A 26,838-nucleotide genomic window follows, 5' to 3' on the forward strand; every position below is an offset into this window, starting at 1 on the left:
CCCTTCCCGGCATCTGCCGTTAGACCATGACCCCATCCAGAAAGACCCTGTTCGGCAAGCTCGGCGAAACGATGTTTCGCGGCATCGAGTCGGCCACAACGTTTTGCAAGCTCCGCGGCAACCCTTACGTCGAACTGGCGCATTGGCTGCACCAGATCCTCGCGCTGCCGGACAGTGACATGCACCGCATCTGCCGCCACGGCGGCGTGGACCGCGAGAAGCTCGACGCGGATCTGGTCCGAACACTCGCCGGCTTGCCTTCCGGCGCCAGCTCGATCAGCGATTTCTCGAACCATATCGACATCGCCATCGAGCGCGCGTGGGTGGTTGCGACACTCGAGTTCCGTGACCTGCGCGTGCGCGGCGCCTGGCTCATGGCGGCGCTACTGAAGTCGCCGGAGTTGCGGCGCGTACTGCTGTCGATTTCCCCCGAGTTCGCGAAGATCGGTGTGACCGATCTGAATGCCATGCTGCCGGCCTGGATCATCGACTCGCCAGAGGAAGGGGACTCGGCCTACGAAAGCTCCGACTTCCCGGCGGCGATGCCTGGCGTCGCGTCCGGCGCCATCGGAGACGCCTCGGTGGCCGGCTCCCCCCTGGAGCAGTACTGCGTGGACCTGACTGCCCGCGCGTGCGCCGGGGAGGTGGATCCGGTGATCGGGCGGGAACTGGAGATCCGCACGATGATCGACGTGTTGGTCCGCCGCCGGCAGAACAATCCCCTGTTGACGGGTGAGGCCGGTGTCGGCAAGACCGCTGTCGTGGAGGGGCTGGCGCTGGCCATCGTTAGGGCTGATGTGCCGTCGAAGCTGGCCGACGCGCGGGTCCTGAGCCTGGATGTGGGCGCACTGCTGGCTGGCGCGAGCATGAAGGGCGAGTTCGAGGCACGCCTCAAAGGCGTACTGGCCGCGGCGGAGACGAGTGCCGGGACCGTGATCCTGTTTGTGGACGAGATCCACACGCTGATCGGCGCGGGCGGGCAGGCTGGCACTGGCGATGCCGCGAACTTGCTCAAGCCGGCACTCGCGCGCGGCACGATCCGGACGATTGGGGCGACGACGTGGGCCGAGTACAAGCGCCATATCGAGAAAGACCCAGCGCTGACGCGGCGTTTCCAGGTGCTGCAGGTCCACGAGCCGCAGGAGCCGGCGGCCATCGACATGGTGCGCGGGCTGGTGAAGACGTTCTCGCGGCACCACGGCGTGGTGGTACTCGATGCCGCGATCCGCGCCGCGGTGGCATTGTCGCACCGCTACATTCCGTCCCGCCAACTGCCCGACAAGGCCATCAGCCTGCTCGACACGGCGTGTGCGCGGGTTGGTCTTTCCCAACAAACGCGACCACGGGAGTTGCAGGACGTGCAGCAGCAGTTGCTGGCTGCGCGCGCCGAACTTGACCTGCTGGAGAGCGAAGCGCGCATCGGGCTCGAAGTCGACGGGAATCTGGACGACGTACGGACTCGCATTGGCGGATTGGAAACCGAGGAAGCCGCCATTACTGCAAGGTGGGATGCACAGCGGGAGGCCGCGCAGGCGTTGCTGTCCGCGCGCGAACGGATCGAACGCGGTGCGGAAGCGGAGGCAGGCACCGATGGCGAGTGGGAGCCGCTGCCTTCGATGGAGGTGCTGCGCGAACGCGAAGCAACCATGGCAGCACTCCAGGGCGAGGCGCCACTCGTGTTTGCCGAGGTCAACGAGGCGATTGTCGCCGAGGTCGTCTCCGACTGGACCGGCATCCCCGCCGGACGCATGGTGACTAACCAGGTCGCCGCCGTACAGGCCCTCCCGACCACACTCGCCAATCGGGTGATGGGGCAGGAGAGCGCATTGCATCGGATCAGCGAACGGGTGCAGACCGCACGCGCCGGGCTGACCGACCCCGGCAAGCCGCTCGGCGTGTTCCTGCTGGTGGGCCCGTCCGGCGTCGGCAAGACCGAAACGGCGCTGGCGCTGGCGGAAGCGCTCTACGGCGGCGAGCAAAACCTGATCACGATCAATATGAGCGAGTACCAGGAGGCGCACACCGTCTCCGGGCTCAAGGGTGCGCCGCCTGGATATGTCGGCTATGGCGAGGGTGGCGTGCTGACCGAGGCGGTGCGGCGGCGGCCTTACGCGGTGGTCCTGCTTGATGAAGTGGAGAAGGCGCATCGCGACGTCCACGAAATGTTCTTCCAGGTTTTCGACAAGGGATACATGGAGGATGGCGATGGCCGCTACATCGACTTCAAGAACACGGCGATCCTGCTGACAAGCAATGTCGGCGCCGAACTGATCTCGCATCTTCATGCCGATGCCTCTGACGTGCCCGAACCCGATGCGCTGCGCGACGCGCTGATGCCGGCGCTGCTGAGCGCCTTCCCGGCCGCCTTCCTGGGCCGCGTGACCGTGGTGCCGTATCGCCCGCTGGCGCATGCGTCGCTGTCGAACATCGTCCGCCTGCATCTCGACCGCGTCGTGCAGCGCATGCAGGACCATCACGACATCGCGGTGCACTACAGCCAGGCGGTGGTCGACTACGTGATCGGGCGTTGCCTTGTGCAGGAGACGGGCGCGCGTGCGCTGATCAGTTTCATCGACCAGCACATCCTGCCGAGATTGTCGGCGCTCTGGCTGGAATCGGTCGCATCGCGATCCGTGCTGACGCATATCGAGGTCGATATTGGCGATGCCGAGCTGGCTCCTGCGGCGGCGCTCTGCCTGCACGCGCGTCAAGCGGAAGTCATGTCGCAGAACTGACAGGAACTTTCGTACGAGTCATATATGCGCCGGAAATGCCGGCTTGTACGATGCGTTCGTCGTGAAGTGAGGCGGGATCCGAGGTTGGTCAACGCCGTTTTGCAGCAACAGCGGAAGGACTGAATCCGCATCTCAATTGGAAGGACGTTTCATGAATAAGCAAGTACTCCAGGTTGCCGTCGCAGCATTGCTCGCGATGGGCGCCGCATCGAGCGCTGTCGCGCAGGCCATTGTCGCGCAGGGTCAGGTGAATTTCGCTGGCCGGCTGACGGGGCAGACCTGCTCGATCACTGCCGGTGATCGCAACAAGACCGTGACGTTGCCAGCCATCTCGATTGCCAGCTTGACTACAAAGGGTCATACCGCCGGCTCGAGGCCGTTCAGCATCAATGTCGAGAACTGCCCGGTCGGGGTGAACAGCGTATCGGCGCACTGGGAGATCACGAACCTCAATCCTGAAACCGGGAACGCCCGCAATCTCGCCACCGCCACGCCCGCAGGCAACGTTGAAGTGCAGTTGCTCGATCACGACGGCGCGGTGCTGCGTCTGGGCGACAGCGGCAAGCCCATTCAGGTAGCGCGGACGGCCGCAGACGCCGTCGGTACCGCAACGCTGCACTACGGCGGCCGCTACTACGCGACCGGTGCAACGTCTGCGGGCATGGTTTCGACCACTGCGAACTTTACCCTGGCTTACAACTAAGGCATGCGGCAGATTGGCTGGCCCGCTCGCGGGCCAGCCGCTCAAGCGCGTGGAGATCAATGATGCATGTCTGGCGATGGCTCTCCTTCCTGATTGCGGCCACAGTGGGACTGGTGTCGATACCGGCCCAAGCCGCGATTGTCATTACCGGTACCCGGGTGATCTACCCGGAAAAGAGTCGCCAAGTCTCCGTGCGGCTCAACAATGTCGAGGACACGCCGGTACTGGTGCAGGCATGGATCGACGATGGCGACACGTCCGTTCCAGTTGAGAAGCTCGACGTACCGTTCATCATCACGCCGCCGGTATTCCGTGCAGAAGGCGGCAAGGGCCAGACGCTGCGGGTGAAGTTCACCGGCAAGGCGATGCCCGCGGACCGTGAGACGGTCTACTGGCTCAACATCCTCGAAATTCCGCCCAAGCCGGTGGATGCCGATAGCAGGAACATGCTCCAGCTTGCGTTTGGCACGCGCATCAAGCTCTTCTATCGACCTGCCGCGTTGCGCGACGACCCATCCGCCGGGCGTGCTGGGTTGACCTGGACGGCCGCGCGCAATGCCGAAGGCAAGCAGGTGCTGCGGGTTGGGAATCCAACCGGCTACCACGTGTCACTCGACAGCGTGTCGGCCAAAGCCGGCACCGCCGACATCAGCTACCAGCCCCAGATGGTCCCTCCATTTGGCAGTGTCGAGCTTTCACAAGTCGGGGACCGCAATGTCTCCCCACCAAGCGGTACGGCAATCGCCTATTCCCTAATCAACGACTTCGGCGCGACGGTCGGAGACGTCGCCACAGTCCAGTAACGCCGGCAGGCAACGCAGGGCGCTTCTCGTAGTCGCCGTCAGCCGCTGATGCTGCCGCTGAGTAGGCGTGATCACATCAAAGCAAGGCGAAATGTTTCTATGAGCACCAGGCATCGTTTGGCTGTGCGTCCGTTGGCACGGACGATGATGGTCCTTGGCGCATTTGTGTGCTACGGGCTGGATGCAGAAGCAGTGCAATCGAAGCCAGGTGGCGTACCGATCGAGGAAATTGAAACGCTCAAGACGGGGCCGCGGGAGCGAAGCAAGCGGCGTCATCGGCCCAAGCTCGCCTCGGTGCAGTTCAATCCAGCGTTCCTGAACGGCCAGGTCGTGAGCATTTCCCGCTTCACGAATGGCAACCCCGTGCCGCCCGGCGTATACGACGTGGATCTGTCGCTCAATGGAAAATCGCAGGGGCAGCGCGAAGTCCAGTTTGTCGCCGTGGCAGACAGTGACGTGGCGGAGCCTTGCTTCACCATCGCGGCGCTGCGCGGTCTTGGCGTCGATGTTGACAAGGCGCTTCGATCCAGCGCGGACGACGCCGGCGCCCAATCCCGTCACGCAGCAGAAGACGCTGCCTTCAGCGAAGCGGACCAATGCATTCGACTGACGGACCTTGTGCCTGACGCACAGGTCGAACTCGACATCGCGGAACTGCAACTCGGTATCACCGTGCCCCAGGCGAGCATGGTGCAGATGCCATATGGGTACGTGAGCCCCGCCCTGTGGGACGCCGGCATCAAGGCGGGGCTTCTCCAGTACAACTTCAGTACATACAGCGCCAATCAATCTGGCGCCGACATGAGCAGTGCGTATCTTGGCCTGCAACTGGGCTTGAATCTGGGCCAATGGCGCTTTCGCCAGCGCTCCACGCTTGACTGGAACAGCAGCCAGGGCGGCATGCGCTGGAATAACCTGGCGACCTACGTCGAGCGAGACATCACGTCCTGGCGCAGCCGCCTGACGCTCGGCGACAGCTTCACGACCGGTGAAGTTTTCGATTCGTTCAGTGTGCGGGGCGTTCAGGTATCCAGTGAAGACCGGATGCTGCCCGACTCGATGCGTGCCTACGCGCCCATCGTACGTGGCGTGGCGGAAAGCAATGCGCGCGTGATCGTCCGCCAGAACAACGACATTCTCTACGAGACGAGCGTCCCGCCAGGGCCGTTCGAACTCGCCGACCTACCGGCGATCGGCTACGGCGGAGATCTGCGCGTTACGGTGGAAGAAGCGGATGGGCGGCGACAGACCTTTCTGGTGCCCTTTGCCGCCGTCCCTAACCTGCTGCGCCCCGGTTTCACGAAGTTCAACGTGTCCGCAGGCCAGTACCGCGACCAGCTCGTTCAGGATGAGCCATGGGTGGTGCAAGCAACCATCCAGCGCGGCCTGAACAATATGCTGACCGGCTATACGGGTGTCCTGGGCTCCGAGGGTTACAACTCAGGCTTGCTCGGCCTCGCCGTCAACACGCCGATCGGGGCAGTCTCAGCGGATGTGACGATGGCGCGTACGGAACTACCGAGCAGTTCGCATACGGGCAGCAGCTGGCGCGTCAGCTACAGCAAACGCATTCCCGGCATTGATACGAATGTCTTGCTAGGTGCCTATCGATATTCGACAAATGGCTTCTACAGCCTGCGCGACGCCATCTACGCGCGGAACGTGCGGAATCCCGCCGGCAACCTGATGAGCTATCGCACGCGCAACCGCTTGCAGCTCAGCATCAATCAGCCGCTCGGCACGATGGGCTCCGTGTATCTCTCAGGCAGCACGCAGGACTACTGGGATGGCCGTCGCGGACGAGATACCCAGTATCAGGCTGGGTTCAGCGGCGGACGCGGCCGGGTTGGATACACGATCTACGCGCAGCAGTCGTTCGACCAAAACCGCGCCAGACATACCCTGTTCGGCGTGAACCTGACGATCTCCCTCGGCCGCAACTCCGCGGTGGATCGCGGTCCGTTCGATTCCGTGTCGACGAATTTGACAGTGGACACCAACGGCGACAGCGCCTTCCAGGCCAGCCTCAATGGGTCCACTGCAGGGGAAGCGCCCATTTCGTACGGCATCAACGCCCAACGGACATCGAGCGCTGGCGACAAAACGAATCTGCTCGGTGGCAACGCCACCTATCGCTCGCGCTATGGCACATACGCCGCGAACGCCTCCATCGGGAACCAGGGCCGCCAGTTCGGCCTGAACGCGGACGGCAGCGTGGTCGCGCACGCTGGCGGCGTCACATTGGGGCCGCCGCTTGGCCAGGCTGCCGCACTGGTCGAAGCCAAGGGCGCGGAAGGCGGGCGGATTGTCAACGGTCAAGGCGCGCGCATAGACGGCAATGGCTATGCCTTGCTGCCGTCCTTGACGCCCTACCGCGTGAACCGGGTGGCGATCGACCCGACTGACCTGCCGGATGACGTGGAACTGGAGACTTCCAGTGACGAGGTCGTACCGCGCCTCAACGCCCTTGTGCTCGTGAAGATGCCAACCGTCACAGGCAAAGCGGCGCTGGTGGCCATGCATGACGCGGCCGGCAAGGCCCTGCCGCTGGGCACCGCCTTGTTCGCCGCCGACGGAAAGTCGATGGGGATCGTGGGTCAGGGTGGTTTGGCGTTCCTGCGCGGTCTGGCGGGCAGGGGCGCACTGCGTGCGCGGTGGGGCGAATTGACGAACGAGTCATGCGACCTCCCGTACGAGATGCCTGCTGGCGCGGGTGCGGGCGGGGGCGGTGACTCGGCCACGCGCCTGACACTGCGCTGCGTGGCAGCGGCGAGCTGAAGCGGAATCGATGTGAGTGGAGATCCCCGAGAATGAAGATGCACGCGAAGTTGCCCGTCACACAGCAGACGCTGAGGTGCTCACCACGGAAGCTGCGGACGTCGCTGGCTGCGAGCCTGACCGTGCTGTGTTTCCCTGCCTTCGCGGATGGCACAAAACCATCGGTCGCGTTGAATTTCACGGGGAAGTACGTTACGCAAACCTGCCGCCACACAGGGGCAGTGCGGCAAAGCGTCACGCTGCCAAGCATCCCCACCGCTGCTTTAAAAAAAGCCGGAGACACAGCGGGCGACACCGCGTTCACGATCAACCTGGTATGCGAGGGCGGCCAAGAGCCCGTGGCAGTCTCGTTCGTCACCTTTAGGAAGATCGATGGGCGACTGATATCCAGTGGCACCGCGCAGAACGTCCAGGTGCAACTGCTCAAGGCGGACGGGACGCCGATCGCGGTAGGCGATGACTCCACGACTCAGATGTTTCCGATGTCCTCGACAGGGTTGATGTCGCTCTCATTCATTGCGCGGTACTACGCGACGGCAGCCACAACTCCGGGGTCGGTGACGGCCGGCACCTGGTACTTCATTGAGGTGCGCTGACGCTAGCTCAGAAACTTCTGACAAGACTCGGAACTTTCGAACGTTTCCTATATCCCGCGCCTGCCCCGAGACCTAACATGCTTCTCGCAGGCCCTGTGGCCGGAAAGGGGGCCGCGGTTCTCACGGCAAGTCCCACATCATCACGCATTCGACGGAGTATTCCATGTCAGCATCCAACAGTTCACAGAAGTTCATTGCGAGGAACCGCGCGCCGCGCGTGCAGATCGAGTACGACGTCGAGATCTACGGCTCGGAAAAGAAGATCGAGTTGCCATTCGTGATGGGCGTGCTTGCCGATTTGTCCGGCACGCAGGTGGATCCACTGCCGCCAGTGGCGGACCGCAAGTTCTTCAACATCGATGTCGACAACTTCGACGAGCGCATGAAGGCGATGAAGCCGCGTGTGGCCTTCCCGGTGGCGAACACGCTGTCGGATCAGGGCCAGTTGATGGTGGACATGACCTTCGAGAGCATCGATGACTTCTCGCCTGCTGCCATCGCCCGCAAGGTCGATGTCCTGGCCAAGCTGCTCGAGGCTCGCACGCAGCTTGCCAACCTCCAGACCTACATGGACGGCAAGTCCGGCGCCGAGGGCCTGGTTGCACAGGTTCTCAAGGATCCCGCGCTGCTGAACGCGCTGGCCAAGGCACCGCGCCCCGAAGCGGCGAACGAGGCCGACGACAAGGCCCAGGCGCAGTAAGGACCGCAACCGCAACCGAGTACAAGACATGGCAACACGTGACACGCAATACAAGGCCGCGACGGCGCAGACGCTCGACCGGCAATCCGACTTCAATGCGCTGCTGACGAAGGAATTCAAGCCGAAGACCGAGCAGGCGCGCGAGGCCGTCGAGAACGCGGTCAAGACCCTTGCGGAGCAGGCGCTGGCCAATGCCGTGACGATGTCTGACGATGCTTACAAGAGCATTGAGGCCATCATCGGCGAGATTGACCGCAAGCTGTCCGAGCAGATCAACCTCATCCTGCACCACGAGGACTTCCAGAAGCTGGAAAGCGCCTGGCGCGGGCTCCACCACCTGGTTACCAATACCGAGACCGACGAGAAGCTCCGCATCCGCTTCATGGATATCTCGAAGGAAGAGCTGCGCCGCACGATGAAGCGGTTCAAGGGCGTGGCGTGGGATCAGAGCTCCCTGTTCAAGCAGATTTACGAGGAAGAGTACGGGCAGCTCGGCGGCGAGCCTTACGGCTGCCTGGTGGCTGACTACTACTTCGACCACACGCCAGCCGACGTCGACCTGCTCGGCTCGATGGCAAAGGTGGCTGCGGCCGCGCATGCGCCGTTCATCAGCGGTGCCTCGCCGTCAGTGCTCCAAATGGATTCGTGGCAGGAACTCGCCAACCCGCGCGACCTGACCAAGATCTTCACGCAAAACCTCGAATATGCACCGTGGAATTCGCTGCGGTCCTCGGAGGATTCGCGCTACATCGGCCTGGCCATGCCGCGCTTCCTGTCCCGTCTGCCGTACGGTGTGCGCACCAATCCGGTAGATGAATTCAATTTCGAGGAAGAAACCGACGGTTCCGATCACCAGAAGTACGCGTGGTCGAACGCCGCCTACGCGATGGCAGTGAATATCAACCGCTCGTTCAAGCGCTACGGTTGGTGCACCCTGATTCGCGGCGTGGAAAGCGGTGGCGTGGTCGAGAACCTGCCCTGCCATACCTTCCCGACCGACGATGGCGGCGTGGACATGAAGTGCCCGACCGAGATCGCTATTTCGGATCGCCGCGAAGCCGAGTTGTCGAAGAACGGCTTCATGCCGCTGATTCACCGCAAGAATACCGATTACGCGGCGTTCATCGGCGCGCAGTCGCTGCAGAAGCCTGCCGAGTACTACGACCCGGACGCCACGGCCAACGCCAACCTGTCGGCGCGCCTGCCCTACCTGTTCGCTTGCTCGCGCTTTGCCCATTACCTCAAGTGCATCGTGCGCGACAAGGTCGGCTCGTTCAAGGAGCGCGAGGAAATGGAGCAATGGCTCAACGAATGGATCATGAACTACGTTGACGCCGACCCGACAAATTCGAGCCAGGAAACCAAGGCGCGCCGTCCGCTGGCCGCTGCGGAGGTGGTGGTCGAGGATGTCGAGGGCAATCCCGGTTACTACCAGGCCAAGTTCTTCCTGCGTCCGCATTTCCAGCTTGAGGGCCTGACGGTATCGCTGCGACTCGTCGCGAAACTGCCGCTGGTGAAGGCTGCCGCCTGAGCATCGTGGCGCGGCGTACGTCGCGCCTGCGAACGCTACTCCGAGTCAGGGCGGGGGCTCGTCAAACAAGCCCGCCATGGGTAAGTCATATCTACTGAACAAGGAAATTCTCACTATGGCACAAGACATCTTCCTGAAGATCAACGGCATCGATGGCGAGTCCGAGGATAGCGTCCACAAGAGCGAGATCGAGGTGTTGAGCTGGTCGTGGAGCGTCAGCCAGCAATCGAACATGCACGCCGGCTCTGGCGGCGGCGCTGGCAAGGCCACTGTCGATGATCTGCAGTTCGAGCACTATATCGACCGTGCCAGCCCGAATCTCGTGCAGTACTGCCTGCTGGGCAAGCATATCGACGAGGCTCGTCTGGTGGTGCGCAAGGCCGGCGGCAGCCCGCTCGAGTACATCAAGTTCACGATGAACGACCTGCTGGTGACGCAGGTGAGCCCTTCTGGCCTTAGCTCCGACGAAGCTCGTCCGCGCGAGATCGTGCGTCTGTCGTTCTCCCGCCTGAAGCAGGAATACGTGGTGCAGAACGCGCAGGGCGGCAGCGGCGGCGTGATCACCGCAACGTTCGACGTCAAGAAGAACACGGCCTGACCCTCCTGGTTGTCGTGCAATCCGGTTGCGATTCGGCGGCCGGATTGCACTGCGTGCAGCCAAACCGAATCGAACATGTCCATGCGCTTTGATCTGACTCCCACCGGATTGGCCGGCACCCGCGCCACTCGGTGGATGGCGATCGGGTGGTTGTTGCTGATGGTATGCCTGGTCTTGCAAGGATGCAGCACTGCACCGACGCGGAAAGAGCCGTTGCAGTTGAAGCTCCTGATCGAGACGAGCGGGAACCTGAATAGCGATGAACAAGGCCGCGCTGCGCCGGTGATGGTGCGCGTCTACGAACTGAGGTCCGCTGCGGCGTTCGATAGCGCCGACTTCTTTACGCTTCAGAACGAAGACAAGAAGGTGCTTGCCGCCGACCTGCTTGCTGTCGACGAGTTCATCATGCGGCCCGGCACCGACGAGCGTATCGAACGCAAATCCAATCCGGCCACAACAGCGATCGGCGTGCTGGTTGGTTACCGCGAACTAGGCAAGTCCGTATGGCGCGCCACGTGGCGCCTGCCCGAGGCACCCGATGCAGCCTGGTACCGCGCGGTGGTGCCCGACAGGACTGTCGCCCTGAAGATCGAGGCACGCGATCAAGCTGTTTCGATTACTGAGGTCAACTGATTGCCATGAGCTATCACAATAAGATCGTCTGGAGTGAAGGACTATTCCTGCGCCCTCAGCTGTTTCAGCAGCAAGAGCGCTATCTCGAGTATGTCGCACAGCGGTGTGTGACAACGCTTAGTCCGTTCTCATGGGGATTCAGCCAGTATGAGATCGATCAGAGTGCATTGTCCTTCGGCAAGCTGGCGATCAAACGCGGATCGGGAATCTTTCCCGATGGCACACCGTTCGACACGCCAACGGAGGCGCCACCGCCACCGCCGCTGACGATCACTCCCGAGCATCTCGGCCAGTTGATCTACCTCGCCGTGCCGCTACGCCTTGCCAACACCGAGGAGACGATCTTCGAGGAGCAGGCGGGGTCGCTGGCGCGGTATCTTGCCTTTGACGAAGCGCTACGCGATGCAAATGCGATCGGCCAAGGTCCGAAGCCGGTCCAGATGGCTAACCTGCGGCTGCGGCTGTTGCCTGAGAAGGAACTGAGCCAGTCCTGGATCGGCATCGCCGTAGCGCGCATCCAGAGCTTGCAGCCCGACGGTTCTGTCGTTCTCCATGAGCGCGACCATATCCCGCCCGTTGTGCACTTTGGCGCCAACGCCTTGTTGCGGGAATGGGTGACGCAGCTGCATGGCCTGGCGAAGCTACGCGCCGATGCGTTGGCGAACCGGCTGTCAGGCAGCCATGGGCGCACGGGTGCCGTAGCCGAAGTCGCCGACTATCTGCTGTTGCAGGTGCTCAACCGCCATGAGCCGTTGCTCGAACACATCGGGCAGATCGGCGAGACCTCGCCCGTCGAGCTCTACCGCGCGCTGCTCTTGCTGTCCGGCGACCTCGCGACCTTTGTGCGTCCGCAGACGCGGCGGCCCGAGCTTGCGCCGGGCTACGACCATGCGCGACTCTTTGAGAGCCTGTATCCGCTAGTAACCGAGGTCCATCACCTGCTGAACCAGGTGCTGATACGTGGCGCGCAACCGATTCCGCTCGTGGAGCAGCCGCATGGCATTCGCCTTGCGACAATGCTGCCCGCTGAGTTGGCCAGTTTCGAGACGCTTGTGCTTGCCGTGGGTGCGCAGATGTCGCCAGACGTCCTGCAACAACAGTTCGCCGCACAGGCCAAGATCAGCCAGCCTCAGCGCCTGCCGGAACTGATCCGTTCGCACCTGCCGGGGCTCCAGATGCTGGCGCTTCCCGTGCCGCCGCGCCAGATTCCGTTCAATGCGAATTACGTCTACTTCGAGCTGTCCCGGACCGGCGTGTTCTGGGACCAGATCGCTCAGCAGGGTGCCCTGGCGATGCATATCGCCGGCAGTTTCCCCGAGCTGAAGCTGGAACTGTGGGGAGTGCGTCATAAGTGAGCGCCGGAAATCTTGAATCGTCGGACGACTTCGCGTTTCTCACGGAGGGTGGCGTGACTGACGTGCAGACGRCATCGGGCGCAAAAGTGGCGGTGCCGCGCGATGGTACGTCGCCGGTGGAGGCCGAAGTGCTGTTCGCGTTCGATCCGCCGGTGGACGCCGAACGGCGGCTCGAGACGGTGCAGCTAGCCAGGAATCCGCTCATGGAAGCGGCGAGCCCGTTACTGCGGTTGCTGGCCGACATGCCAGCGACGATGGCATCGCAGGAAGAGATCCGCGCGCTGCGCCTGCTGCTCGCGCGCGAAGTGGACCATTTCCAGACCCTCTGTGAGCGTGCCAACCTCCACTGGACGCATATGGCGGCGGTGCGCTACTGCCTGTGCACGGCGCTCGACGAAGCCGCAAACCGTACACGATGGGGCGGCGGCGGTGCCTGGGCGCGTAACAGCCTGCTGATTGCGTTCGAAGGCGAGAACGACGGTGGTGAGAAGGTATTCCTGCTGATCGGCCGGATGGCTGCTGATCCGCAAACCTACATCGACGTGCTGGAGATCCTGTACCGCATCCTTGGCCTGGGTTTCGAGGGCCGGTATAGCGTGATCGAGGATGGCCGGCGTCATCTGGAGCAGGTGCGGCATCGCCTTGCTGCGCTGGTCGCCGGCGCCCGCGACGCAGTGCCGGTCGAACTCTCCCCACGCTGGAAGCCCGCCGAGGCGGGGCGCCTGCGCGCATTGCGCGGCGTGCCGCCATGGAGCCTGGCCGCAGTGGCCGCGGTGATCGTGTTCGGCTTGTTCGCCTGGTACAAATATCAGTTGCTCACGGCCGGCAGCGCGCTAAATGCGCGCATCCATAGCATTCCGCGTGGATCAGTGCAGGCTCCGGCGCGGCTCCGCCTCTCGATCCTGCTCAAGGACGAGGTCACGCGCGGCCTCGTGAGCGTGGATGAGGACGAGCGACGCAGCCTGGTCATCTTCAAGGGCGATTCGATGTTTGCCTCCGGCAAGAACGAAGTTCGTGCAGACATGTACCCGACCCTCGAGAAGGTGGCGAAAGAGGTGGCCCGCGTGGGCGGCCAGGTCGTCGTCACCGGCCATACCGACAGCCTGCCGATCCGTTCGCGGGACTTTGCGAGCAACGAGCAGTTGTCCGAGAAGCGCGCGGCCTTTGTCGCGAAGATTCTGGAGTCGGGCGGTACGCCCGCGAATCGTATCGCGGTGCATGGCCGTGGCGATGCGCAACCCGTGGCTAGCAATGGCACGGCGGAAGGACGTTCCCGCAACCGGCGCGTGGAAGTCATGGTGACGCAGTAGCGCGGAAGCAGCATGCATAACTTGAAGACCTTCTTCTCTCCCCTGTTCTCGAAGGCGATGCTGGCATTCCTCGCCATCGTGGCGCTGGGGCTCGCCGTCTGGTTCCTCGGCCCCTGGCTCGCCTTCGGTGCCCATCATCCTCTTGGCGATCTGTCATTACGGGTGACGGCCATCGTAATGCTGGTCGCGCTGTACGTATGCTGGCTGCGTAGCTGGCCGTATAGCCCGCTCGCCGTGGCCGCCCTGTGCGTGCTGCTGTGGCATCTCGGCCCGCTCCTCGCATTCGGCGAGGTTCGTCCACTGGCCTCCTACGGCACGCGCACAATCTGCATCGTGCTGATCGTCATTGCCTATGGGGTTTACGGCGCCTGGCGTCTGTGGGGCGCATTGCGCAACAACGAGGCCCTAGTCAAGCGCATCTTCGGCTCGTCCGATGACGCGGCCGCGCGGCCGCGCGATGAACTGCACGTGCTTGGCGCCATTGTCGGCAAGGCTGTCCAGCATATCCGGCGTATTCACGGGCACGGGCTTGGCCTGAAGCGGTACTTCGAAAGTGACCGCCAGCTCTACGACCTGCCGTGGTTCATGATGCTGGGCACGCCGGAGGCGGGCAAGACCATTGCCGCCCTGAATTCCGGGCTCGAGTTCCCGGAGGCGGACCAGATGAATGCCGTCTCACTGAAGGCGCCGGAGGGGACGACCTACTGCGACTGGTGGTTTACCAATGAGGCGGTTCTGATTGATACGGCCGGCCGGTATGCCGATCATCGCGCCGGTGAGACGGAGGACCCCGAGCGCAACAAGACGGAGTGGATGGGCTTCCTGGGCCTGCTGCGCAAGCACCGGCCGCGCGCGCCCGTCAATGGCGTGGTGCTGGCACTCAGCGCCTCGGAGTTGTTGGGTAAGTCGGCCGATGAGCGGATCGCTCTCGCGGCCACGCTGCGCACCCGGCTGACCGAGCTACGCAAGGAACTCGGGATTCGCTTCCCGGTGTATGTGCTCGTGACCAAGGTCGATGTGCTGCCAGGCTTCAGCGAGTACTTCCAGTCACTGACGGCGGAAGGGCGTGCCCAGGTATGGGGCATCGCGGTCTCCGCTCCGGAAGACGGTGCGGCACGTCGTGTCAATGATCTGCGCGAACGGTGCGTCGAGGAAGTCGGGGTGCTTGTCGACCGCCTGGAAGCGGGCGTCAACAATCGGCTGATCGAGGAGTACGAGACCGAACGTCGCAAGCGTCTCTACGCGCTGCCGGCGGAATTCGGCTGCCTGGCCGGTGTGGTGCTCGATGTGGTGTCGCTCGTATTCATGGACTCACGCTACGACAGCACGCAGATCGACAGTGCCCTGCGCGGCGTGTACTTCTCGAGCGCAATGCAGTCGGACGTAACGATTGCCGCCGACAAGACCACGCTGCTCCAGCGGCTGCGCGGCGGCGGGGTCCGCTCGGTGCCCAGTGAAACCGGAGCGGAGGCGGAGGCCTCGCGTGCCGCGGGCGCCGAGTTGTCCGGCTATCGCAGCTACTTCCTGCACAACCTGTTCCAGCAGGTGATCGTGCCGGAAGCACACCTGGTTCGGCCGAACCAGCGCTGGGAACTCCGCTTCCGGGCGATGCGCGCAGCGAGCTATCTGGCGTCAGTCGTGGTGTGTGGCTGGCTGGTCTATGCGCTCGCCACGAGTTTTGAGAACAATCACGCTTATCTGACAGCCATCGAGGCGAAGGTGACCGCGCTTGACGAACGGGTCAAGAGCTATCGCAAGCGGCGCGAGCCGACGGCCTTGCCCGGCATGCTGAATGCGTCGGCAGATTTGCCGCACCTCGGGCAGCTCGATCTCGCCAATCCTGGCTTCGACTATCGGTACGGGCTCTACGCCGCACCCCCCGTCATGGATGCCTCGGGGAGCACCTACGCCATCCTGTTGCGCCAGATGCTGCTGCCGCATGTCGTACGGCGTCTGGAGGATTCGCTCGATGCGCGAATGGAGGCTGGTGACCCCGATGGCGTCTATAGCGCCCTGACGGCCTACCTGATGCTGTACGACAGGAAGCACTTCGACGCCGCAGTGTTCAAGGCGTGGGTGCTCAAGGACTGGGAGCAGTCGGACAGCAGCGCGGCGTTCGGCGAGCCCCATCGGATGCGCCAGCACCTTCAAGCGCTGTTCGATGGCGACGACCTGTCGCCGAGCACGCCACAAAACGCGTTGCTCGTGGACCGCGCGCGTCGCTACCTGAGCAGCAACCCGGCGCCGCGACGGCTCTATGAACGAGCCATGGCGGAGATGGCCAAGGAGGCGCCCGAGCCGATCACCCTGGCGCGCGCTGCGGGGTTGCAGGCCGGTTCGGTGCTGACGCTCGCGGACAGCGCGCTGCTCGAGCAGGGCGTGCCCGGCCTCTACACATACGATGGTTACCACAAGGTATTCGCGCGGCGGCTGGCGCACTTCCTTGTCAAGGCTCAGCCTGCGGATGCCTGGATCATGGGGCGTACGGAGTTGCAGGCGAAGGCTGGCTACGGCCAGGACGTCGCCACGCTGATGGCCAGTTCGCCGCTGGCGGAGGACATCCGCCGTCAATACCTGATCGACTACGCCAACTACTGGCAGCGTTTCCTGGAAAGCGTGCGGCCCGCGATGCCGGACGCGGCGGAGCAGGGTGGTTCAACTGTGCTCGATCTTCAGATCCTGCGCATTCTGTCTTCAGCGGATTCCCCGTTGGCACGACTGGCCCGTACGGCAATACGCGAGACATCGCTGTCGGTCGCGGATGACGAGGATGATGGCGTCAATACCGCGCAGAAGGTCGTCACGGCCTCTGGCATGTCCGCGCGCCTCCATACGGTGACACGGGCTGCCAGTGCTGCGTCCGCGCTTGGCGGCACGAACCGGCTGCGCCGCGTGGAGCGCGATCTGGTCGACAACCGTTTTGCAGCGCTGCGCGAAGTGGTGACCGGGCACGCCGATTCGGGTGCCGGCATGACACCCGCCAGCGCGCCGGTGGCGGCGGCCGGTTCCGGGGGCAATGCGCTCCAGCTGGGCGGCATCATGGCGCTGCTGGGTGAGCAGTACACCCGGCTTTCCGTGGCGGGCGCCGCGCTTGCGGCGAACAGTATGCCGCCGGCGGTCGACATCGGCACGATGCTGCAACTGGAAGCCGAGAAGCTCCCCGCGCCATTCCGCGCCGTGCTGGCCGGCATATCGGTCCAGGTGACGCAGAAGGTCAACGCGGGCGTTGGCACGCTGCTGGCATCCCAACTCGAATCATCGGTCGGTGCGGCGTGCCGCCGGGCGATCGCGGGCAAGTATCCGTTCGTGGCAGGGGCGAGCCAGGATGTGGACATTGAAGACTTCCACCACATCTTCGCGGCCGATGGCCTGCTGGATGCCTTCTTCACCCGGACGCTCGCGCCGAACGTGGATACCAGTTCGCGGCCCTGGCGCTACAAGGCGCTCAGCCCGGGCATGCCGCCCGTCCACGGGCCGAGCCTGGAGCCGTTCGAACGGGCTGCGGCCATCCGCGAGACGTTCTTCCGCGAATCGGGCGGGAAGCGCATGGCGTGGAAGGTCGACGCCCGGGTGGCCAATCTCGACCCCGAGATTCTGGAACTCTCGCTCGACATCGACGGCCAGCAGATTCGCTATGCACATGGCCCGGTCGTGACATTCCAGCTCGGATGGCCGGGCCCACGCGGCGGGGCGGTGGCCGGCATGTCGGCCAGCCCGAAGATCCGGCCCGACACGTCGACGATCGTGACATCGGGTCCGTGGGCGCTGTTCCGGCTGATCGACCGAGGGCGGCCAGTTGGCACGGCCTCGGCCAGCCGCATGGTCGTGGATTTTACATTCGACGATCGCCATGCCGCACTGGAACTCGTGACGGGCGGGCACGCGAATGCGTTGTCCGGCCAGCTTCTCAGGGGTTTCGCCTGCCCGAAAGGCGCGTAGCGCCGGCCGTGCCGACGACGATGGAAACAGACTGGTGATTGCAATAGGGAAGAAATGGCTACTGAATTCTTGAACGGCGTTGCCTCGCAGAATCGTACCGTGGCGATCCGCAGCGCCGCCATGCCCAAGGTGGCCGGCTTGCCGGCCCTCGAGTTCCTGCAGGTCCATGGCACGGAGCGGCTTGGCCGATTGTTTGAGTACGAGGTGCAGTTGCGCACGCCGGACGACTACCAGCTGCCGCTGGCGGCGAGCGCGAACCTTGACCTGAAGGCGTTGGTCGGCAAGGAGATGACGCTCTCGATTCAGATCGACGGAAGCGGGAAGGCGCCCAGCGAGCAGGTGGGGCGCGGCACGCGCGAGATCAGCGGGCTTGTGGTCTCTGCCGGCTACCTGCACCAGGAGGGGCGGTACAACGTTTATCGCGTGGTGTTGCGGCCCTGGCTGTGGCTGGCCACGCTGACCAACGACTTCAAGATCTACCAGGACAAGACCGTACTCGAGATCATCGACGACGTTCTGGCTGACTATCCCTACCCGGTGGAGAAGCGGCTCGACGTGGGCAAGTACGCGCTGACGAGCGAATCCGAGCGCAACGACCCGCGCAAGTTCCAGGTCCAGTATGGCGAGACGGACTTCAACTTCATCCAGCGGCTGATGGAGGAATGGGGCATCTACTGGTTCTTCGAGCATTCGGACGGCAAACACCGGCTCGTGCTGTGCGACCACATCGGTGCGCACCGCCGCGTGCGCAGCGAGTCTTATCACCAGATCGAATACCACCCGAACGACGACAAGATCGACATCGAACACATCGCGGCGTTCTCCGTGCATGAGGCGCTGCGTACCGGCCGCGTGGAAGTGGACGACTACGACTTCACACGCTCGCGGGCGAGGCTGCTGCAAGCCAATCAGCAGCCTCGCCGCACGACATGGGCCGACCGGGACGTGTTCGAATGGCCGAGTGACTTTACTGACGCGCGTCATGGCGACATGATCAGTCGTGTCCGCATGGAAGAGGCCCGCGCGGAAGGTGTGCGCGCGTTCGGCCATGGGAACGTCCGTGGCGTGGCTTGTGGCGAGACCTTCGTGCTCGCCCGTCATGCGCACCGTGGGGCGAACCGCGAGTATCTCGTGGTGGAATCGACACTGATGCTGACGGAGGTTGCCGACGAATCGGGCGCCGGTTATCAGTACCAATGCCGGAACGAGCTTGAGGTGCAGCCCACCAGCGAGGTGTTCCGCATGCCCCGCACGACGGCCAAACCCAATACCCACGGTCCGCAATCGGCCATCGTGGTCGGCCCGCCGGGCTCCACGGTCTGGACTGACGAATTCGGCCGCATCAAGGTGCGTTTCCTTTGGGACCGCTACGCGCGCAACGACGAGTCGGACTCATGCTGGGTGCGCGTGGTGCAGGCCTGGGCCGGCGCCAAGTTCGGCAGCATCTATATCCCGCGCGTCGGCCATGAGGTGATTATCAACTTCATGAATGGCGACCCGGATCGGCCGCTGGTCACTGGCAGTCTCTATAACAATGCGACGCAGCCGCCCTGGGACCTGCCCGCCAGCGCCACCAAGAGCGGCTTCAAAAGCCAGACGCCAGGTGGCGGGCCGGACAACTACAACGGCGTCCGGTTCGAGGACAAGGCCGGCATGGAGGAGTTCTACCAGCAGGCCGAGCGCGACATGGTCAGCCTGACGAAGCGGAACGAGACGAAAACCGTCGGTATGGACCTGGCGATGGGCGTGGGTGCCAACTTCAACCTTGGCGTTGGCGCACTGTATGCCACCAACGTGGCGGGCGGATCGGTCCATACCGTCGGCGCTGCCTATTCCATGAGCATCGGTGGCATATCGGCGGTCAACGTGGCCTTGGCATCGACCTATTCGGTGGGCGGCGCCTATCTGGTGAGCATCGGCAAGGCGATGGCCGTCAGTGCCGGTTCGGCCTTGTCGCTGACCTGCGGGGAATCGTCGCTGTCGATGGCCAGCGACGGAACGATCAAGCTCGTGGGCAACAAGATTGTCATCCAGGGCACGCAACTGGACTTGAACCCGGGCGACGGCAAGAAGAAGAGCGGCGGCGGAGGCGGTGGCGGTGGCTTCTTCGCGATCGGCCTGGCCGCACCGTCGGTACCGATTGTGGTGCCCATGCTCGGCCTCGGCTCCCGCGCCAATGCCAAGCAGATACCGGGACCGCCGGGGCCGAGTGGCGCAACGGGGGGAACTGGCGCAACCGGCGTAACTGGGGCAACCGGCGTAACCGGGGCAACAGGGCCAACAGGGCCAACCGGGCCAACCGGGCCAACCGGGCCAACCGGGCCAACCGGGCCAACCGGGCCAACCGGGCCAACCGGGCCAACCGGGCCAACCGGGCCAACCGGGCCAACCGGGCCAACCGGGCCAACGGGGCCAACGGGGTCGACAGGGCCAACCGGGTCGACAGGGCCAACCGGGTCGACAGGGCCAACCGGGCCGACTGGGCCAACCGGACCGACGCCACCGTCGCCGACGCCCACCCCGCCCCCACCGACGCCGACGCCGCCGATTCCGACGCCGACGCCAACGACGCCAGAGCCATAACGGCGGAAGGCGAGAACCTGCTCGCCCCGGTGACATCCGTCACCGGGCCATCACTCGATTCTGAAAGGAAGCACATATGGGAACGCCAGCTGCGCGATTGGGTGACGCGATCGGCCACGGAGGGTCGATCACGTCGGGATCCGGCAATGTCTTTATCAACGGGGTGCCCGCCGCTATCGCGTGCGGGAGCAGTTGTTCGTGCTCGCTGCACGGAGGCGGATCATTGGCGAAAGGCTCGTCCACGGTATTCATCAATAACATGCCGGCCTCCATGGTCGGCGGCGTGTCCGGCTGCGGCGCGCCAGTCGCGAATGGCTCCCCTAACGTATTCGTCGGGGGTTGAGGGCGGACATGTCGGCCATCAGTGAACTGGGCAGCCTGCTCGACCTGTTCCGGGCGAAGGAACTCGATGCCGTGGCAACGCGTCCTTTTGCCGGGCGATTCCATGGTCACGAAGCGGAGATGGCGGCGCGGTACGGTGTTCGTCGCGCGCTGTCCGGCCTGCTGTGGGGCGAGATCGATGTCCTGTCTGGCGACAAGATCTGCCTCCCGGCGCACGAGACGGATTTCACGCTGCCGGCGCGCCTGCCGCTGCGCTGGTCGCGCTTCTATTCCGGCGCACTGGCCGCGGAAGGGGCGCTGGGCGTCGGCTGGCGCGTGCGTTGGGAGGTGACGCTGCACCGGCAGGGCGATCGGCTGATCTACGCCGATGAGCACGGGCGCACGATCGACGTGCCCGATCCGCAGCCTGGCACGCGCGTGACAGTGCTGTCCGAACGGCTGCACCTGGCGTGCCTGTCGGACGGCACGATGGTCGTGGCCGATTTCACGCCGTGCTATCGCGTCTTCGAGAAGTTCGACGCGCAAGGCATCGCGCGGCTGAAGTACATCGAGGACTATGCCGGCGAACGCATCGGCTGCATCCGGGATGCCTCGGGACGCTTGGACCGGCTTGGCAGCACGTGCGGTGACGTCTTGCAGATGCACTATGCCGGCGACAGCCGGCGCCTGTCCGCCATTGAGCGTGTAGGGACAGGGCCTGCCGGCATGCTCGTGCACTATCACTACGATGATGACGAACGGCTCGCGCGGGTCGAGGACCGCACGGGTGCCACGACCCGGCGTTACGGCTACCGCGGCGGGCGCATGGTCGAGCAAGTCGGCGCTCTCGGCGGCGTGACACGCTACGTATGGGAGGCCGATGGAGACCGCGCGCGTGTGGTCGAGCGCAGCACCGATGCCGGGGCACGCGAACAGTTCACATACGACACTGCATCGCGCACCTGCGACGTCACCGATGTGTTCGGGCACACGGCGCGCTGGCGCTACGACGCGCGCGGTTGCGTGGTCGGCTTCCGTGACTTCGATCGCCGGCAGTATGCGTTCCAGTACAGCCGCTCGCACTGGCCAGTCGCGCTGGAACTGCCGGGTGAGCGTCGGATCGTGCTCACACTGGACAACCTCTCGCGCGTGGTCAAGGAGACCGATTCCGCCGGCCGATGGCGCCAGACCCACTACACCTTCAGCACGCTCGAGCCACTGATGGTGAAAGATTCCGCCGGCCAGAACTGGTCGTGGATTCGCGATGACAGCCTCCAGCCGACGCAGCACAATACGCCGGAAGGCAAAGTGGCCACGGTGTACGACGCGCACGGCTGGATCATCCGTCGCACCGGCGCCGACGGTGCAACGGTTCAATTCGAGCGGGACGCCGCCGGTCGGGTGATCCGGCAGACCGATGCGGAGGGCCGTACCTTCGACCTGACCTATGGCGCGGACAACCAAGTCACCGCGCTGTGCGACGCGGCGGGCGGCATCACACGCTTCGCATGCAACGGCCACGGTTGGCCGCTCCAGCTGACGCGCGCCGATGGCAGCGATGAGCGTCATGACTGGAATGCGCTCGGTCAGCGCACCCAGTATGTCGGCGCCGACGGCCAGGGCCGGGCGTGGGAGCGCGATGGGCGCGGTCGTGTCCTGCGCGAGATCAACGAAGAGGGGCACGCAATCGCGCATGCCTACGACGCGCACGGCCGGCGCGTGCGCACCACGAGCGGCAATGGGGCGGTCCAGACGTTCGAATGGGATGCTGTGGGCCGTCCGAGCCGGTCGACCGACGAGAACGGCGTAACGCAGGACTTCACCTACACGGACAGCGGCGCGCTCGCCACGCTGACAGCGAGTGCCGGCGGGCAGGTGCGGCGCGAGGTGTACTCGTACGATCCCCTTGGCCGTCTCGTGGGGCGCGACACCACGCACAGTCGGTATCGGTTCGACTATGCCGCCGATGGTCATCTCCAGGCCGTGTCGCGCACGCCCACCGCTGAGGGCGAGGCGCTGGGGATCGTCGAGACAGCCGTCCGCTACACGCATGACGAGATGGGCAAGCCCTTGTCCGAGGAAGGCCCGCACAGCAAGCTCCGCTTTGGCTACGATGACGCCGGTCGCCTGATTGGGGTGCTGCTGCCCCAACAGCAGACCGTGCAGATCACGCGCGACGACACGGGGATGGTGACGTTGATCGGGATCGACGGCCAGCACGTCGCGGAGTTTGCTTTCGACCCCATGCAGCGCGAAGTGGTTCGCATGCAGGGCGACCTGCTGACCTATACGGGCTACGACGCCATCGGCGCGCCGCTGTGGTGGCGCGCGGTGCTGCACAGCGAGACCGCCGAGCGCGAGATCGTGCCGGAAGATCTTCGGCTCTGGCGCGCGGTCAGTTACGGCGCTGGCGGCAAGGTAGTACAGACCGTCGATCACCGATATGGCACCACCCACCTCGACTATGACCGCAGCGGCAACCTGCTGCGGCGCGTGACCGACGATCTCGGCATTGAACGCTTCAGCTGGGACGGCGCGGGCACGCAGTTAGACCCATCGCGGAGCCTGGTGGGTCCGGTGCGGCGTGACAATCACCGGCTGACCGAATTTGCGGGCTGGCGGTATGAGTACGACGCGTGGGGGCAGGTCATAGCGAAGTCAGGCAATCGCGACGCAATGGCACTGGAATGGGACGCCGAAGGCCACCTGATTGCCGTGCGCGTGCGCGACCGGCTCGTGCGCTACCAGTACGACGCGCTGGGCCGTTGCATCGAGCGGACTGTGACGGTCCGGCAGGCGCCGGGCCGCGCGTTGCCAGCCACGCCGCCGCGCATCACGCGCTTCGTCTGGCACGACGACACCTTGCGGCAGATACTCGAGGCAGACCGCGTACGGACCTATCTCTATGTGCCGGCGGGGCAAGGCTCTGGCGGCGACGTGCCCTTGACCTGCATCGACCAGCCGCTCGATGCTGCCGGCCAGCCCGGGGCCATGCGGTTCCTGCATTACCAGACCGACGTCGCCGGCACCGCCGTGGCGTTGACCGACGAGGCGGGCGCGGAGGTCTGGTCTGGCCGCTACACGGCGCTGGGCCGGCTGCTGGCCCAAGATGGCCCGGCAGTCGCCGGCGGGCAGCCGCTGCGGCTCGCGGGCCAGTTCGCCGATGACGAAACCGGGCTGCATTGGCACGGCCGGCGTGTCTATGACCCCGACATCGGCCGCTACCTGAGCCCGGACCGTCGCGGCGGCGATGGCGTCAACCCCTATGCGTACCGGGCACCCACGGCGAAGCCGGCGCCATCGCCGCACGCGCAAGGGCCGGCCATGGCGGACGACTACTGGACCGTGGCGGATACCGCGCGGCGGCACGCCATGATCGCCTCCGGCGCAGAGAAGGACTGGGGATGACCCACTATTGGGGAGGCAATCTCCTGCTCCATCTCGCCCAGCCGCTGTTTCGCATCCTCGATGAACTGTCGCCGGAGCTGAAGTCGATGGCGCGGATGGAATGGCTCAAGCGCGAATCCCGCAAACAGCTCGTCCACCTGCGGCGGGCGGGCAACGCGGTGAACCTGCCGGTCGACGCCGTGCAGGCGGTGCACTACTGCTTCTGCACCGCGCTGGATCAGGCGGGCAGTCGTGTGCAGGGCGCGTCGGGCAGTTGCCGGGGCGTATGGCTGCAGGACAGCCTGCTGCGCGAGTACTACGGCAGCGCCGATACCGGGCAGCAATGCCGGACGTGGATCCTGCGCTTGCGTGAAGCGCCGGACATGGGCACGCACGCACTGGCGGTGATCGCGGCGCTGGTCGCCCGGGGGCTGCGGGACGAGCACGGCGCGCCATTGCCAGACACCGCGCCGCGCGTCCGGCCGGCGCTCGTACCGGCAGAGGCGGAGGAGACGATGCCAGCTTCGGTCGCTAACCCGGAGCGGCGCCGCCGCACGATGCCATGGCGAGGAATTGCCGTGGTGCTGGTTGCGCTGGCGCTGTCGCTCTCGCTCGCGTACTTCATCGTCGGGCTGTTCGTGGTCGGATGATGCCTCGGGTACACTGCCGGCTGGCCTCGCGCGCGCTGCCGGCGCCAATTTCCAAACACACTGACACGACAGATTCCCATGAAGACTCTTTCCCTGATTCTTGCCGCCGTCACGCTCGCTGGCGCAGGCGTTGCCCAGGCCGCCGCACCGGCTTCCGAGACGCTGCCGTCCGGCGTGGTGATCCAGCACGTGACCAAGGGCACGGGCGCCTCGCCCAAGGCTTCCGATACCGTCAAGGTGCACTACCGTGGCACGCTGACCGATGGCACGGAGTTCGATAGTTCGTACAAGCGCGGCCAGCCGATCTCGTTCCCGCTGAATCGCGTGATTCCGTGCTGGACCGAGGGCGTGCAGAAGATGCAAGTGGGCGGCAAGGCCAAGCTGACCTGCCCGTCGGCCAGCGCCTACGGTGCACGCGGCGTGCCGGGTACGATCCCGCCGAACGCCACGCTGAACTTCGAAGTGGAACTGCTCGGCATCGGCGGCTGATCAGGTCGCCTGATCAGGTCACCGAAGCCGGCTTCAGCGCCGCGAGCTTCTTGTAGAACGCGGCGCGGCTGATGCCGATCCGCGTGGCGGCGTCGGCCACCCGGCCGCCGCAGGCGTCCAGCGCCTGTTGCAGGAAGGCGGCCTCGAAGCCGGCCATCGCCGCCGCGTAGGTTTGCGGCGGGGGTTCGGGTGCCGTCGGCACAACCGTCGTCACCTTCGCCGGCGCGACGGGGGCTTCCAGGCTCGCTGGTACGCTTGACGGCAGGGTCGCCGGCAAGCGGCGGTCCAGCAGCGGGGCGAGAGTGGTCGCGTCGATCGAATCCTCGTCGCACAGCATCACGACACGCTCCAGCACGTTGTGCAACTCGCGCACGTTGCCGGGCCAGTCATATTCCCCAAGCAGTTGCAACGCGTCCTGGCGCAGCCCGGGCGGGTTGCGATCGGCCTTGATGCACAGTTCCTCGATGATCGCGTTGGCCAGCAGCAGCAGGTCGGCCCGCCGCTCGCGTAGTGGCGGCAGTTCGATCGTCAGGACGTTGAGCCGGTAGTAGAGATCGGCGCGGAACTTGCCCGCCGCGACCAGCGCCGGCAGGTCGGCCGACGTGGCCGCGATGATCCGCACATCGGCGCGCACGATGCGGTTGGAGCCGAGGGGCTCGAATTCCTTGTCCTGCAACGCCCGGAGCAGCTTGCTCTGGAGCATCAGCGGCATGTCCCCCACCTCGTCGAGCAGCAGCGTGCCGCCGTCCGCCAGTTCGAACTTGCCGATGCGGCCCTTGCGGTCCACGCCCGTGTAGGCGCCCGGCGCCGCGCCGAAGAACTCGACCTCCAGCAGCGTCTCGGGAATGGCCGCCACGTTCACGGTGACAAGAGGCTGCTCGGCGCGCGTAGAGCCGGCGTGGATACCATGCGCGAGCAACTCCTTGCCAGTGCCCGTCTCGCCAAGCAGCAGCACCGGCGACTCCACGCGCGCCGCGCGCCGGGCCTGGCGCTTGACCTCCTGCGCCGCCGGGCTGGTGCCGATGAAGCTGGCGAAGGTGTACTTCGCGCGGCGGGCCTGGTCGAGCGAGCGGCGCGCTGCGGCCAGCTCGGCCTGTACGCGCGAGTAGTGCGCGAACAGCGGCGTCAGCGACTTCAGTTCGTCGAACAGCGCGAAGCCCACCGCGCCGATCGTGCGCCCATCGTCGTCCTTGATCGGCAGGCGCGTGACGATCATCGTGTCGCTGTCCGTCTCCAGGATGTCGAGCAGGATCGGCTTGCCGGTGGTCACCACCTCGCGCATCAGGCTGTTGGGAATCACCTGCTCGCAGTCGCGGCCGATGGCCTCCTGCGGGTTCGAAAACCCGAAGCGCGCCGCGTAGCGCTTGTTGATCCAGACCACGCGCGCGTGGTCGTCCACGACGAACGTGCCTTCGCTGAAATTCTCGAACGTGCGGAACAGCGAGGCCATGGCGCGACGCGCCACGTAGTCGTAGTCCAGCAGCAGGGCACCGCCCGGCTCCGCTATTTTCTGCATGCTGCCGATCTCGTTGTCTCGATGGGGAGACGGCGAGTGTCTCACAAGCGAGATTTGCATGCGTCGATAGCAGGTTTGAATCCATGAATCGAGACAAAAACGTCAATAAGTGATGCATTCGCCTCGTATGGCGTATGGCACACATCCTGCGAACTCAAGCCGCCCCCGATGCCTGACAAGCCAGGGGCAATCCGCGCGCGACGGCTCTTCC

18 protein-coding genes are annotated in these 26,838 nt (G+C 64.8%); 17 read left to right on the forward strand and 1 reads right to left on the reverse strand.

Annotated features, from left to right (window positions below; all coding sequences use genetic code 11):
• Positions 1-26: 26 nt before the first annotated feature.
• From tssH to AC1DEL_RS01475, 17 genes are all read left to right on the forward strand, one after another.
• Positions 27-2,735: a type VI secretion system ATPase TssH gene (tssH, locus tag AC1DEL_RS01395; protein WP_477125076.1), complete on the forward strand. Its 2,709-nt coding sequence runs from the start codon at positions 27-29 to the stop codon at positions 2,733-2,735.
• A gap of 151 nt (positions 2,736-2,886) precedes the next feature.
• Positions 2,887-3,438: a fimbrial protein gene (locus tag AC1DEL_RS01400; RefSeq protein ID WP_477125075.1), complete on the forward strand. Its 552-nt coding sequence runs from the start codon at positions 2,887-2,889 to the stop codon at positions 3,436-3,438.
• A gap of 59 nt (positions 3,439-3,497) precedes the next feature.
• Positions 3,498-4,241, forward strand: a complete 744-nt coding sequence (locus AC1DEL_RS01405; RefSeq protein WP_477125074.1) for a fimbria/pilus periplasmic chaperone — start codon at positions 3,498-3,500, stop codon at positions 4,239-4,241.
• Positions 4,242-4,340: 99 nt separating this feature from the next.
• Positions 4,341-7,019, forward strand: a complete 2,679-nt coding sequence (locus tag AC1DEL_RS01410; RefSeq protein ID WP_477125073.1) for a fimbria/pilus outer membrane usher protein — start codon at positions 4,341-4,343, stop codon at positions 7,017-7,019.
• Positions 7,020-7,051: 32 nt separating this feature from the next.
• The gene (locus tag AC1DEL_RS01415; protein ID WP_477125072.1) at positions 7,052-7,615 is read left to right on the forward strand and encodes a fimbrial protein; all 564 of its coding nucleotides are present in this window, start codon (positions 7,052-7,054) and stop codon (positions 7,613-7,615) included.
• Between the two features lie 163 nt (positions 7,616-7,778).
• On the forward strand, positions 7,779-8,315 hold the full coding sequence (tssB, locus tag AC1DEL_RS01420; RefSeq protein ID WP_092293794.1) for a type VI secretion system contractile sheath small subunit: 537 nt from the start codon (positions 7,779-7,781) through the stop codon (positions 8,313-8,315).
• A gap of 28 nt (positions 8,316-8,343) precedes the next feature.
• A complete protein-coding gene (tssC, locus tag AC1DEL_RS01425; RefSeq protein ID WP_092293792.1) occupies positions 8,344-9,846 on the forward strand; it encodes a type VI secretion system contractile sheath large subunit in 1,503 nt (500 codons plus the stop codon).
• 115 nt (positions 9,847-9,961) lie between these two features.
• Positions 9,962-10,444 carry an Hcp family type VI secretion system effector gene (locus AC1DEL_RS01430; protein ID WP_092293790.1) on the forward strand — a complete coding sequence of 161 codons (483 nt, stop codon included), beginning with the start codon at positions 9,962-9,964 and terminating at the stop codon, positions 10,442-10,444.
• A gap of 75 nt (positions 10,445-10,519) precedes the next feature.
• Complete coding sequence (gene tssJ, locus AC1DEL_RS01435; RefSeq protein WP_477125071.1) at positions 10,520-11,077, forward strand: type VI secretion system lipoprotein TssJ; 558 nt, start codon at positions 10,520-10,522, stop codon at positions 11,075-11,077.
• 5 nt (positions 11,078-11,082) lie between these two features.
• Entirely contained in the window at positions 11,083-12,432 is a 1,350-nt protein-coding gene (gene tssK, locus AC1DEL_RS01440) for a type VI secretion system baseplate subunit TssK (RefSeq protein ID WP_092293789.1), read from the forward strand.
• On the forward strand, positions 12,429-13,742 hold the full coding sequence (tssL, locus tag AC1DEL_RS01445) for a type VI secretion system protein TssL, long form (RefSeq protein ID WP_477159054.1): 1,314 nt from the start codon (positions 12,429-12,431) through the stop codon (positions 13,740-13,742). The genes tssK and tssL overlap by 4 nt, the downstream gene beginning before the upstream one ends.
• Positions 13,743-13,754: 12 nt before the next feature.
• Positions 13,755-17,681 carry a type VI secretion system membrane subunit TssM gene (gene tssM, locus AC1DEL_RS01450; protein WP_477125070.1) on the forward strand — a complete coding sequence of 1,309 codons (3,927 nt, stop codon included), beginning with the start codon at positions 13,755-13,757 and terminating at the stop codon, positions 17,679-17,681.
• Between the two features lie 54 nt (positions 17,682-17,735).
• Positions 17,736-20,264: a type VI secretion system Vgr family protein gene (locus tag AC1DEL_RS01455; protein WP_477125069.1), complete on the forward strand. Its 2,529-nt coding sequence runs from the start codon at positions 17,736-17,738 to the stop codon at positions 20,262-20,264.
• A gap of 76 nt (positions 20,265-20,340) precedes the next feature.
• On the forward strand, positions 20,341-20,607 hold the full coding sequence (locus AC1DEL_RS01460; RefSeq protein WP_092293783.1) for a PAAR domain-containing protein: 267 nt from the start codon (positions 20,341-20,343) through the stop codon (positions 20,605-20,607).
• Positions 20,608-20,615: 8 nt separating this feature from the next.
• Complete coding sequence (locus tag AC1DEL_RS01465; RefSeq protein ID WP_477125068.1) at positions 20,616-23,993, forward strand: DUF6531 domain-containing protein; 3,378 nt, start codon at positions 20,616-20,618, stop codon at positions 23,991-23,993.
• Positions 23,990-24,622, forward strand: a complete 633-nt coding sequence (locus tag AC1DEL_RS01470; RefSeq protein WP_092293779.1) for a DotU family type IV/VI secretion system protein — start codon at positions 23,990-23,992, stop codon at positions 24,620-24,622. Before AC1DEL_RS01465 ends, AC1DEL_RS01470 begins: the two co-directional genes overlap by 4 nt.
• 78 nt (positions 24,623-24,700) lie before the next feature.
• Positions 24,701-25,111, forward strand: coding sequence for an FKBP-type peptidyl-prolyl cis-trans isomerase (locus AC1DEL_RS01475; RefSeq protein ID WP_092293777.1), 411 nt, complete (start codon positions 24,701-24,703; stop codon positions 25,109-25,111).
• 13 nt (positions 25,112-25,124) lie between these two features.
• Here the strand turns inward: AC1DEL_RS01475 and AC1DEL_RS01480 are convergent, their stop codons facing one another.
• The gene (locus AC1DEL_RS01480; protein ID WP_092293775.1) at positions 25,125-26,627 is read right to left on the reverse strand and encodes a sigma-54 interaction domain-containing protein; all 1,503 of its coding nucleotides are present in this window, start codon (positions 26,625-26,627) and stop codon (positions 25,125-25,127) included.
• Between the last annotated feature and the right edge of the window lie 211 nt (positions 26,628-26,838).

Source organism: Cupriavidus sp. 10L43_2, from assembly GCF_056395265.1.